Raw genomic sequence first — 11,721 nt, 5'->3', positions numbered from 1 at the left:
TAGGAGCGCGCCCTGCGCGCGACAGCTTTTCGCGGCAATCCTGGATACTGGCGCCAAAAGCTGTCGCGCGCAGGGCGCGCTCCTACAGGGCCTCATGTCAGGCCGCCGTAGGGTGCGTCCGTGCCTCATGTCAGGCCGCCGTAGGGTGCATCGGTGGCCGCGATCACCGCACCGCCGAGGCAGGCCTCGTCATCGTACAGAACCACCGACTGGCCGGGTGTGACCGCCCGCTGCGGTTCGTCGAAGACGACGTACAGGCCATCACCGCGAACCGCGACCGTGCACGCCTGGTCGGCCTGCCGGTAACGTGTCTTCGCTGTGCAGCGGAAGCCGGGGGCAGGCGCTTCGCCCGCGACCCAGGTGGCATCGGTGGCTTCGAGGCGGGTCGACTGCAGCCAGCGATTCTCACCGCCCTGGGCGACGATCAGGGTGTTTTCGGCAACGTCCTTGCCCACCACGTACCACGGCTCGTTCGGCGCATCGGCACGTCCGCCGATGCCGAGTCCATTGCGCTGGCCCAGCGTGTAATACATCACGCCCTGGTGTTCGCCGATGCGGCGCCCGTCGGGATCGAGCATCGCACCGGGCTTCGCCGGCAGGTACTGGGCGAGGAAGGCCCGGAAGTCGCGTTCGCCGATGAAGCAGATGCCGGTGGAATCCTTCTTCGCATGCGTGGGCAAGGCGGCCTCGCGGGCCATCTCGCGCACGCGCGGCTTCTCTATCTCACCCACGGGGAACAGGGTAGCGGCCAGTTGCGCCTGTCCCAGTGCGTGGAGGAAGTAGCTCTGGTCCTTCGCCGCGTCGACCGCGCGCAGGAGGCGATAGCGGCCGTCGCGGAAGTCCACCCGCGCGTAGTGGCCCGTCGCGATCTTCTCCGCGCCCAGGGCCCGGGCGTGTTCCAGGAAGGTCTTGAACTTGATCTCGCGGTTGCAGAGCACGTCTGGATTCGGCGTGCGCCCGGCCGCATATTCGGCGAGGAAGTAGGCGAACACGCCGTCCCAATACTCCCCCGCAAAATTTCGCGCATGGAAGGGAATGCCCAGACGGCCGCACACGGCCACGGCGTCTTTTCGGTCTTCGTCGGTGGTGCAGGGGCCCGAGCGGTCGTCTTCTTCCCAGTTCTGCATGAACATGCCCTCGACGTTGTGCCCTGCCTGCTGGAGCAGGAGGGCGGCGACCGAGGAGTCGACGCCACCGGAGACGCCAAGGACCACCTTCACGGGTTGGCGCCTGGAAGCAGGCTGGAGACGGTGTCCAACGCCAACCGGCGCCCGTCCAGCCAGGCGTCGATGGCATCGAGCACCAGCGGCGTGCGGAGGCGCGTGCCGAGCGCCTCGATTTCGTCCCGGCGCAGCCACAGGGCACGGTGGATGCCTTCGTCGAGCGAGAGCGACGCGTCATGTGACAGCACGTGCCCGGCAAAGCCGAAGCGGAGCACCTGCTCCCCATGTTCCGAACTGGTCCACTGCCATACCCCGAGGAAGGCATCAAGCGCGACGTGATGGCCGGTTTCCTCCAGGGTCTCGCGCACGGCCGCGGCCTGCAGCGTCTCGCCCGGATCGAGATGTCCGGCCGGCTGGTTGTAGGCCAGCCCGCCGCTCACGGCGTCTTCCTCGACGATGAGGAAGCGATCGCCGCGCGCAATCACACACGCCACCGTGACCCGGGGGCACCACACGCTTCCGTTGGAGGGGGTTGTCTGCGGCATCGGCTTAAGGAGATAGGGCTCTGGAAAAAGGCATATTGTGCCATTACCTGTGGTTGCGACCCGAATGCAGGTCAAATTCCGGTGTATAAACGAACCGCGTATCGAAGGCTCCGAATTAATGTCCCAAGAACACGAACACGATCAGGAAAGTGAGCGCGGGCATGGCCTCGCCGTAGAGACGGCCCGCCCGGAAACGGCAAGGCCGCCCCTGTTCCAGGTCGTCCTGCTGAACGACGATTTCACACCGATGGATTTCGTGATCGAGGTATTGCGCAGTTTTTTCGGCATGGACCAGGAGCGGGCGGTGCAAGTGATGCTTCATGTTCATACACGAGGTAAGGGCGTCTGCGGCGTATTCACCCGGGAGGTGGCAGAAACCAAGGTGACGCAGGTCAACGAGTACTCACGGTCTCATCAGCACCCGCTCCTGTGCACTATGGAAAAGATGTAGCCGATCCCCCATCTGGAGTTCATGCGGCATTGACAAGGGGCTGGTCCCCGCCGCCCACAGCTATCGGAGACGGTCCGTATGTTCAGCAAGGATCTCGAAGTCACCATTGGGCACTGCTATAAGCAGGCCCGTGAGCAGCGCCACGAATTCATGACCGTGGAGCACCTGTTGCTCGCGCTCACGGAGAACACCTCGGCCCTGGCCGCCCTGCGGGCCTGTGGGGTCGATCTGCCGCGCCTGGCGGCCGACCTGCAGCGGATCGTCGCCGAGACGGTACCGGTGCTCCCGGCCGGCGACGAGCGCGATACCCAGCCCACCCTGGGCTTCCAGCGCGTGCTCCAGCGCGCGGTGTACCACGTGCAGTCCTCCGGTCGTAAGGAAGTCACCGGGGCCAACGTGCTCGTGGCCATTTTCGGCGAGAAGGACTCCCACGCCGTGTATTTCCTGCATCAGCAGGAGATCACCCGCCTGGACGTCGTCAACTACATCTCGCACGGCATCGCCAAGATCGGCGACGAATCCGCCGCGGCGGCCCCGAATGCCGAGCGCGACGGTGAGGATGGCGGCGAAGGGAAGGGCAACCCCCTCAGCGAATACGCCTCGAACCTGAACGAACTGGCCATCCAGGGCAAGATCGACCCCCTGATCGGCCGCCAGGACGAAGTGGAGCGGACCATCCAGGTCCTGTGCCGCCGCCGGAAGAACAACCCGCTGTACGTGGGTGAGGCGGGCGTGGGCAAGACGGCACTGGCCGAGGGCCTGGCCAAGCGCATCGTGGAGGGTCAGGTACCTGAAGTGCTGGAAGACTGCACGATCTGGTCGCTGGACCTCGGCGCGCTGGTCGCGGGCACCAAGTACCGCGGCGATTTCGAAAAGCGCCTGAAGGCGGTCATCGCCCAGCTCAAGAAGCAGCCCAACGCCATCCTGTTCATCGACGAGATCCACACCATCATCGGTGCCGGTTCGGCGTCGGGCGGCACCATGGACGCATCGAACCTGATCAAGCCCATGCTGGCCTCGGGCGAACTGCGCTGCATCGGTTCCACCACGTTCCAGGAATTCCGCGGCGTGTTCGAAAAGGACCGCGCGCTGGCTCGCCGTTTCCAGAAGATCGACGTGGTCGAGCCTACCGTGGCCGATTCCATCGAGATCCTGCGCGGCCTGAAGAGCCGGTTCGAGGAGCACCATTCGGTGGAGTACACCGGGGAAGCGCTGCGTGCCGCGGTGGACCTGTCGGTCAAGCACATTCCCGACCGCCTGCTGCCGGACAAGGCCATCGACGTGATCGACGAGGCCGGTGCCCGCCAGCGCCTTCTGCCGGAAGACGAGCGTACCGGCAAGGTCGACGTGCCCGAGATCGAGTACATCGTCGCCAAGATGGCGCGTATCCCCGCGAAGCAGGTCTCCGCGTCGGATCGCGACGTACTGCGCAACCTTGAGCGCAACCTGAAGATGGTGGTGTTCGGACAGGATGCGTCGATCGAGGCCCTGGCCTCGTCGATCAAGATGGCGCGTTCGGGCCTGGGCGATCCGTCCAAGCCGATCGGCAGCTTCCTGCTCGCCGGTCCCACCGGTGTCGGCAAGACGGAGGTCACCCGCCAGCTCGCCATGCAGCTCGGCATCGAGATGGTCCGCTTCGACATGTCCGAGTACATGGAAGCGCATTCGGTTTCGCGCCTGGTCGGTGCGCCTCCCGGCTACGTCGGTTTCGACCAGGGTGGCCTGCTCACCGAGCAGATCACCAAGCATCCGCATTGCGTGCTCCTTCTGGACGAGATCGAGAAGGCCCATCCGGACGTCTACAACATCCTGCTCCAGGTCATGGACCGGGGTGTGTTGACGGACACGAATGGCCGCGAGGCGAACTTCAAGAACGTGATCATCGTGATGACCACGAATGCGGGTGCGCAACTGGCCTCGCGTCGCGGCATCGGCTTCGTGAAGCAGAACCATTCGCTGGACGCGATGGAGACCATCCGCCGCATGTTCACGCCGGAATTCCGCAACCGCCTCGACGCGGTCATCCAGTTCAACGCCCTGGACTTCGACCACATCCTGCGCGTGGTCGACAAGTTCCTGATCGAGCTGGAAGCCCAGCTGGCGGAGAAGAAGGTGAGCGTGGACGTGACGCCGGAAGCCCGTCGCTGGTTGGCGGAACATGGCTTCGATCCGCAGATGGGCGCCCGCCCGATGGCCCGCGTGATCCAGGACAAGGTGAAGCGCGCCCTGGCCGACGAGCTGCTGTTCGGCAAGCTGGCCGATGGCGGCAAGGTCACGCTGTCGGTCGACGGCGACGAACTGCATGTGGAAACGGAGTCGGCCGAGCCGGCAACGGCAGAGGCCTGATCTCCAGGCAAACGAAAAAGCCGCGGCGCAAGCCGCGGCTTTTTTTTATTTCCCGCGAAGCGGCGCCAGGCGCCTTACTTCATGCGGTACGTGATGCGTCCCTTGGTCAGGTCGTAAGGGGTCATTTCGACCTTCACCTTGTCGCCCGTGAGGATGCGGATGTAGTGCTTGCGCATACGGCCGGAGATATGGGCGGTAATGACGTGCCCGTTCTCGAGCTGCACGCGGAACATGGTGTTGGGCAGGGTCTCCAGGACCGTGCCTTCCATTTCGATGACGTCGTCTTTTGCCATGTGTCCCGGGTCGGCAGACGGCCGGAATGGCCGCATAAGTCGCTTAGTATGCCATAGGATCAGCTGAACTGCTCGTCCAGCTTCTTCCGGATCTCGTCCTCGATGGCGCCGCGCAGGGGCGAGAGCAGCATGCCCAACTCCGCCGTGACGTGGACATCGCTGGCGGAAACGGCGATCGCACCCTTCACGCCCGAGCGAGCGAAGGTGAGGGTGTCGCCTTGCCAGGTACCTTCCGTGCCGAACTTCTCGCGCATGCGTGCGGCGACCTTGTCGACGACGGCACGAGCGTTCTCCACCGTCGTTCCGTGGGGGCGGCGGATGTCGATCTTCGCCATGGATGGTCCTCGTTTCCGGAAAGGGGCGGAGTCTAGCAGGGTGGACTTCGCGCGACGTGGATACCTTTGCGTTCAAATAGATACCGCGCTCTGCTAAAGTCGCATCGTCAACGATCCGGTCCCTCCATGCGTATTGAATTCGTCAGCTCGGCTCGCGGTGATTTCCACTGGTCACGGCCCATGCTCACGATCGGCCGTGCGGAGGACAACGACCTGGTCGTGTCCGAAGCCCAGGTGGCCGCCCGCCATGTCACCATCCACCGTGACCGGCGTGGCCTGGTGCTCGAAGTCGCGCCCGCCGCGAGCCGTGTCTACGTCAACGCGCGGCCCGTACGCGAGCGCGCGCTGCTGCGGCCGGGCGACAGCCTGTCGCTGGGCGATTGCCGGATGCTCGTGCGGGACGACACCGATCTCGATGCGCGGGAGGTCGTCGCACCGACCGAATCGCGTTGCACGGTGGCGTTGCGGCCGGTGGCGGGGCCCTTGTCAGGACGCGTGGTCGCCGTGGGCGACCGCCTGGAACTCGGGTCCACGCATGGTGCGCTACCCCTCGAGCTTCCCGGCAACGATGCCGCGTTGCTCACTCTCGCATGGGGTGACGGGGAGTTTGTGCTCGACGCCTCGCGCGTGCCGCCGCGTCATGCGGTTCGCGTCAATGGCGTGAAGGTGGTGCGCGCCTCGCTGCAACCCGGCGACCAGATCGGTATCGCGGCCCACCGGTTTGTCTTCGAAGGGCCGGGATGGGCGGCTGAGCCGGTGGTGGTGATGCCGGAACCGGAACCCGAACCGTCGTCCAGCGAAGCGGAAGCGCCGCGCGGGGACGTCTGGTGGCTGATCCTTACCGCGGCGCTGCTGGCGCTGGGTATTGCTGCGGTCCTGTTCGTCCATTTCTGACGGACCGCATCGTTAAGCGCCTCCGAAAGGCCTTGGGCTAAGCCCACTTGGCGCCGCGCGCGTACAGGCATAATGCCTCTTCCTTCCCGGATGCGAGAACGAAGTGAGCAGAGCGTGGAATTTCAGCGCCGGTCCCGCGGCGCTGTCGGAGGCAGTCCTGGAACGCGCGCAGTCGGACATGCTCGACTGGAACGGCGCCGGCGCTTCGGTGATGGAACTTTCCCATCGCGGCAAGCGCTTCATGGCATTGGCCGCAGCGACCGAGCATCGGCTGCGCGGCCTGTTGAACATTCCCCCGAATTACAAAGTCCTGTTCCTGCAGGGCGGTGCGACCCAGCATTTCGCGCAGATCCCGATGAACCTCGCGCCGGAAGATGGCGCGGCCGATTACATCGTCACCGGCGTCTTCAGCAAGAAAGCGGTGAGCGAAGCGGCCTTCCATGTCGACGCGCGCGTGGCGGCCAGTTCGGAATCCACCGATTTCCTCACGCTTCCGCCGCGAGCCACGTGGCAACTGAATCCGGCGGCGTCCTATGTTCACTACACGCCGAACGAAACCATTCGCGGCCTGGAATTCCATGAGATTCCCGACGTGGGCGACATACCGCTCGTGGCGGACATGTCCTCGAACATCCTCGGCGCACCGCTTGACGTGTCGCGCTTCGGCCTGATCTATGCCGGCGCGCAGAAGAACATCGGGCCTTCGGGCCTCGTGCTCATGATTATTCGCGACGACCTGCTGGCGCGTCCGCCGAGGCCAATCGCGAGGATCCTCCGCTACGCCGAGCAGGCGGCGAACGATTCGATGCTCAACACACCGAATACCTGGGGCTGGTACCTCGCGGGCCTGACCTTCGAGTGGATCGAGCAGGAGGGCGGCCTCGGCGCCATGGGCGAGCGCAACGCGCGCAAGTCCGCCATGTTCTACGACGCCATCGACGATTCGAATGGTTTCTATCGAAACGATGTGGAACGCGGCGCACGCTCACGCATGAACGCGTCGTTCGTCTTGCACGATAGCGCGCTGGACAGTCTTTTCCTCGCGGAATCCGAGGCCGCTGGTTTCATCGGCCTCAAGGGGCACAAGGCCGTGGGAGGCATGCGCGCCTCGCTCTACAACGCGGTGTCGCAGGCCGCGGTGGAGGCACTCGTGCAATTCATGCGGGACTTTGCAACGCGGCGCGGTTAAAGTCTGAAGTCGCCGCGGTGCAACATGTGTCCGCGGGCGTAACCGTTTCACCTGCAACCACTTAGCCGCCTGGACGTCCATGAGCAAGACCCCCGCCGACAAACAAGCCACGCTCGCCGAGGCGCGTACGCGCATCGACAGCATCGACCAGCAACTGCAATCGCTCATCAGCGAGCGCGCCCGTTGGGCACAGCAGGTCGGACGGGCCAAGGGCCCGTTGAAGGCGGCGGTGGAGTATTACCGACCCGAACGGGAAGCCCAGGTACTCCGCGGCGTCATCGATCGCAACGATGGTCCGTTGCCTGATGGGGAACTGGTTCGACTGTTCCGCGAGATCATGTCGTCCTGCCTGTCGCAGCAGCAGCCGCTGAAGATCGGCTTCCTCGGTCCTGAGGGCACCTTCAGCGAACAGGCCGTGCGTAAGCATTTCGGCCACGCCGCCTACGGGCTGCCGCTGGGAAGTATCGAAGAGGTGTTCCAGGAAGTTGCCGCGGGGAATGCCGACTTCGGCGTCGTGCCGGTCGAGAATTCCGGGCAGGGCATGATCCAGATGACGCTGGACATGTTCCTCGTGTCGAAAGCCACTATCTGCGGCGAAGTGGAACTGCGCGTCCACCAGAACCTGCTGTCGCTCAGCGGCGAGCTGAAAGACGTGAAGCGCGTTTACTCGCATCCGCAGTCGCTGCAGCAATGCCAGGGCTGGCTGCGCGTGAATCTCCCGCACGCGGAACGCGTGCCGGTGTCGAGCAACGCCGAAGCGGCGCGCACCGCCCGCCTCTCTCCTGAATCCGCCGCGATCGCCGGCGAGACGGCGGGACGGGTCTACGGACTGAAGACCGTGGCCGGTCCCATCGAGGACCGCTCGGACAACACCACGCGCTTCCTCGTCATCGGCCGCTCGATCTTCCCTCCCTCGGGTAACGACCGCACTTCGCTGCTGGTGTCGGTGCGCGACAAGCCGGGCGCGTTGTTCGACGTGCTCAAGCCGCTCGCCGACCACGACATCAGCATGAACCGAATCGAGTCCCGCCCGGCACACACGGGGAAGTGGCAATACGCGTTCTTCATCGACGTGTCCGGCCATGTGGACGATCCGGCCGTGCAGGCCGCGCTCGAAGAAATGAAACCCGCCGCTGCCGACGTACGCGTCCTCGGCTCTTACCCTGTCGCCTTGCCATGACCCCACCTTTTGATGCAGCCGCGCTCGCCAATCGGGCGACGTCGGCACTCCGCGCCTACGATCCCGGCCACGACCTCCCCGCGCTGCGCCTGCGGTTCGGTGACGTGATTTCCGAACTCGGTTCCAACGAAAACCCGTTGGGCCCGAGCCCCCATGCCATGCGCGCTGCGACGCGCGTGCTCGAGGCCATCTGGCGTTATCCCGATCCGCTCGGCGCCTCTCTGAAGCGCGGGCTGTCGGACGAGCAGGGCGTGCCCGTGACGGGCATCACGCTCGGCAACGGTTCGCACGAACTGCTGATGCTGCTGGCGCAGTGTTTCGCCGATGCCGAGCATCCGGTGGTGCACTCGCAGTTCGGCTTCGCGGTATTTCCGATCGCCGCCGCCGCCGCGGGCGCGCCCTCGGTGTCCGTGCCGGCGCTTCCGCCGGATCATCCCGACGCGCCTTACGGGCATGACCTGGATGCGATCGCCGCGGCCGTCACGGCAAACACGCGATTGGTCTACCTCGCCAACCCGAACAATCCCACGGGTACGTGGTTCGGCGATGCGGCCCTGGAAGCTTTCCTCGGCAAGATCCCGGCACAGACGCTCGTGGTCGTGGACGAGGCGTACCACGAATATGTCGAGGCTGAGGGCTTGAGCACCGCGGTGTACCTGCTCGACCGTTTCCCGAACCTCATCGTCACGCGCACGTTTTCCAAAGCCTATGCCTTGGCCGGCCTGCGCATCGGCTACATGCTGAGCCATCCGTCCGTGGCCGCCGTCTGCGAACGTCTGCGCGAGTCGTTCAACGTGAACACGGTGGCGCTAGTGGCGGCGGAAGCGGCGCTAGGCGATCACGAGCATCGGGCCCGGGTGCGCGCGACTAACTATCGCGATCGCGCATGGCTCGCTGAGGAACTGAACGCACGCGGCTATCGCGTGCTGCCTTCGCAGACGAACTTCCTGCTCGTCGACCTCGGCCGCGATGCGGCTTCGTTCGAGGCACACCTGTTCGAGCGCGGTGTAATCGTGCGCCCGATGGGTGGCTACCGGCTGCCGCACACCGTGCGCGTGAGCATCGGCAACCGCGCTGAACTGGAGCGTCTGCTGGAGAACCTGCCATGAGCCGCGTGGACTGGCTGAGCCGCGCGGGCGGTCCGCTGCGTGGCGAGATCGTCGTGCCCGGCGACAAGTCCGTTTCGCATCGCGCCCTGATGTTCGGCGCCATCGCCGATGGCGTGACGCATATCCGCGGTTTCCTCGAAGGCGAGGATACCCGCGCCACGGCCGCGATCCTGGGCAAGCTTGGCGTGCGTTTCGAAACCCCGTCTCCGGGCGCGCGCGTTGTCCACGGCGTGGGTCTCCATGGTCTTCGCGGCAGCTCCGGCGAGCTGGATTGCGGCAATGCCGGGACGGGAATGCGCCTGCTCGCCGGACTCCTTGCCGGGCAGGCGTTCGATTCCACACTGGTAGGCGACGAATCGTTGTCGCGCCGGCCGATGCGTCGCGTGACAGATCCGCTGGCGACGATGGGCGCGTCGATCGATACCGCGGACGGCAAGCCCCCACTGCGCATCCATGGCGGGGCCGCGTTGCATGGCGTGACGTACCATCCGCCCGTTGCGAGTGCCCAGATCAAGTCGGCGTTGCTGCTGGCCGGCTTGTACGCGAAAGGCTTCACCGAAGTGATCGAGCCGCATCCGACGCGCGACTACACCGAGAGCATGCTCAAGGCGTTCGGCTGGCCCATCGAGTACTCACCGGGCCGGGCGCGCCTGGAGGGTGGCCATGTGTTGCACGCGGTGGACGTCGACGTGCCAGCCGACTTCTCTTCAGCGGCCTTCTTCATCGTGGCAGCCTGCATCGTGCCCGGCTCGGCAGTGCGCCTGAAGGCCGTGGGCCTCAACCCGCGCCGCACCGGCCTCCTCGCGGCGCTCCGCCTGATGGGCGCGGACATCGCGGTGGAGAACGAACGCAGCAGCGGCGGCGAGTCGATTGGCGACCTGGTCGTCCGCCACGCACCTTTGCGCGGCGTGACGCTGCCTCCGGACGTCGTTCCCGACATGATCGACGAGTTCCCCGCGCTCTTTGTTGCGGCGGCCGTTGCCGAGGGCACGACGACGATTCGCGGTGCGGCCGAGCTGCGCGTGAAGGAATCCGACCGCATCGCCAGCATGGCCAACGGGCTGAAGGCCTGCGGGGTGTCGATCGATGAGCTTCCCGACGGCGCGATCATCCAGGGTGGCGGTATCGGCGGTGGCAGCATCGACAGCCATGGCGACCATCGCATCGCCATGAGCTTTGCGATCGCGGGGCTCGTGGCCTCGGCACCCATCGCCATCGGCGATTGCGCCAACGTGGCGACCTCGTTCCCAGGGTTCATGGAACTGGCGAACGGAACAGGCTTCCGGCTCGAAACGCAGTCCTGAGGCCGCTTCGACCATTACGCCTGCGTGTTGAAGGCGCTACGCTTCACGTCCCCCCGAGCCGGATGCCGTCATGGCCGTGAAGATCCCCCCGTTCGTCGTCGTGGTGCCCGCGCGCTTCGGCTCCACCCGGCTTCCGGGCAAGCCGCTGCTGAAGATCGGTGGCGAGTCGATGATCCGGCGGGTAGCGGCGAGGGCGGCGCAGGCCGGGGCGGCGCAGGTCGTGGTCGCCACCGACGACGAGCGAGTGGCCCACGAACTGCGAGGCTGCCGTGACATCCTGGTCTGCATGACCCGGGAAGACCATGCCTCGGGCAGTGATCGTATTGCCGAAACCGCGGGTAACTTTGGCTGGCCAGACGACACCGTGGTCGTGAACCTCCAGGGCGACGAGCCATTTGCCCCTGCCGCCGGCATTCGTGCCGTGGTCGCCACGCTGGCCGGCGACGAGGCGCCCATGGCGACCCTGGCCACGCCCATCGACGATGCCGACGAGCTTTTCGACCCCAACGTGGTCAAGGTCGTCCGCGGCGGGCATGGCCGCGCGCTGTATTTCACCCGCGCGCCCGCCCCGTGGGCCCGGGATGCCTTCGCCCGGGACCAGGGCACGCTCCCATCCAACGTGCCCTTCCTACGCCATATCGGTATCTACGCGTACCGGGCAGGGTTCCTGCGCCATCTGGCGGCCCTGCCGCGGACTCCGCTGGAGCAGGCCGAGTCGCTGGAGCAGCTACGCGCCCTGGAACATGGCTATGCCATCTCGGTCAGTCCCACACCCGAGCCGTTTCCGCCTGGGATCGACACGGCCGACGACCTGGCCCGGGCCGAGCGGTGGCTGGCTGGGCAGGCCCGCGAGCCGTTGTAGGGCTTTTCCTGCGCGCGACTGCAGGCCAGTCCTACAAGCAGCGCCGGACT

At 65.7% G+C, this 11,721-nt stretch carries 12 protein-coding genes; 8 read left to right on the top strand and 4 right to left on the bottom strand.

Translation table 11 applies throughout. The features are described from left to right. Positions 1-125 precede the first annotated feature (125 nt). Positions 126-1,220 (bottom strand): tRNA 2-thiouridine(34) synthase MnmA, encoded by a 1,095-nt coding sequence (gene mnmA / locus VGM71_RS04035; protein ID WP_331542525.1) that lies wholly within the window; start codon positions 1,218-1,220, stop codon positions 126-128. Beyond that, positions 1,217-1,648 (bottom strand): NUDIX hydrolase, encoded by a 432-nt coding sequence (locus VGM71_RS04030; protein WP_331542524.1) that lies wholly within the window; start codon positions 1,646-1,648, stop codon positions 1,217-1,219. The genes mnmA and VGM71_RS04030 overlap by 4 nt, the downstream gene beginning before the upstream one ends. A gap of 178 nt (positions 1,649-1,826) precedes the next feature. Here VGM71_RS04030 and clpS point away from each other — a divergent pair, with 178 nt between their 5' ends. Next, positions 1,827-2,159 carry an ATP-dependent Clp protease adapter ClpS gene (clpS, locus tag VGM71_RS04025; protein WP_331542533.1) on the top strand — a complete coding sequence of 111 codons (333 nt, stop codon included), beginning with the start codon at positions 1,827-1,829 and terminating at the stop codon, positions 2,157-2,159. 78 nt (positions 2,160-2,237) lie between these two features. Next, positions 2,238-4,505, top strand: coding sequence for an ATP-dependent Clp protease ATP-binding subunit ClpA (gene clpA, locus VGM71_RS04020; protein ID WP_331542523.1), 2,268 nt, complete (start codon positions 2,238-2,240; stop codon positions 4,503-4,505). 74 nt (positions 4,506-4,579) lie between these two features. Here the strand turns inward: clpA and infA are convergent, their stop codons facing one another. Both infA and VGM71_RS04010 read right to left on the bottom strand, forming a co-directional pair. Beyond that, positions 4,580-4,798 (bottom strand): translation initiation factor IF-1, encoded by a 219-nt coding sequence (infA, locus tag VGM71_RS04015; RefSeq protein WP_072323067.1) that lies wholly within the window; start codon positions 4,796-4,798, stop codon positions 4,580-4,582. Positions 4,799-4,857: 59 nt separating this feature from the next. After that, entirely contained in the window at positions 4,858-5,133 is a 276-nt protein-coding gene (locus VGM71_RS04010; protein ID WP_331542522.1) for a polyhydroxyalkanoic acid system family protein, read from the bottom strand. Between the two features lie 126 nt (positions 5,134-5,259). On the opposite strand from VGM71_RS04010, the gene VGM71_RS04005 reads away from it, so the two are divergent. The 6 genes from VGM71_RS04005 to kdsB all read left to right on the top strand — a co-directional run bounded on the left by VGM71_RS04005 (position 5,260) and on the right by kdsB (position 11,671). Beyond that, positions 5,260-6,027: an FHA domain-containing protein gene (locus tag VGM71_RS04005; protein ID WP_331542521.1), complete on the top strand. Its 768-nt coding sequence runs from the start codon at positions 5,260-5,262 to the stop codon at positions 6,025-6,027. Positions 6,028-6,130: 103 nt separating this feature from the next. Then, positions 6,131-7,216, top strand: a complete 1,086-nt coding sequence (gene serC / locus VGM71_RS04000; RefSeq protein WP_331542520.1) for a 3-phosphoserine/phosphohydroxythreonine transaminase — start codon at positions 6,131-6,133, stop codon at positions 7,214-7,216. Positions 7,217-7,295: 79 nt separating this feature from the next. Beyond that, positions 7,296-8,396, top strand: coding sequence for a prephenate dehydratase (gene pheA / locus VGM71_RS03995; RefSeq protein WP_331542519.1), 1,101 nt, complete (start codon positions 7,296-7,298; stop codon positions 8,394-8,396). After that, the gene (gene hisC, locus VGM71_RS03990) at positions 8,393-9,505 is read left to right on the top strand and encodes a histidinol-phosphate transaminase (RefSeq protein WP_331542518.1); all 1,113 of its coding nucleotides are present in this window, start codon (positions 8,393-8,395) and stop codon (positions 9,503-9,505) included. Before pheA ends, hisC begins: the two co-directional genes overlap by 4 nt. After that, a complete protein-coding gene (gene aroA / locus VGM71_RS03985; RefSeq protein WP_331542517.1) occupies positions 9,502-10,809 on the top strand; it encodes a 3-phosphoshikimate 1-carboxyvinyltransferase in 1,308 nt (435 codons plus the stop codon). The genes hisC and aroA overlap by 4 nt, the downstream gene beginning before the upstream one ends. A 70-nt stretch (positions 10,810-10,879) precedes the next feature. After that, positions 10,880-11,671 carry a 3-deoxy-manno-octulosonate cytidylyltransferase gene (gene kdsB / locus VGM71_RS03980; RefSeq protein WP_331542516.1) on the top strand — a complete coding sequence of 264 codons (792 nt, stop codon included), beginning with the start codon at positions 10,880-10,882 and terminating at the stop codon, positions 11,669-11,671. Positions 11,672-11,721 lie beyond the last annotated feature (50 nt).

It is taken from the genome of Luteibacter sp., from assembly GCF_036499525.1.
In the GTDB taxonomy this organism is placed as follows: domain Bacteria; phylum Pseudomonadota; class Gammaproteobacteria; order Xanthomonadales; family Rhodanobacteraceae; genus Luteibacter.
This window is presented reverse-complemented; position numbering and strand designations above follow the sequence as displayed.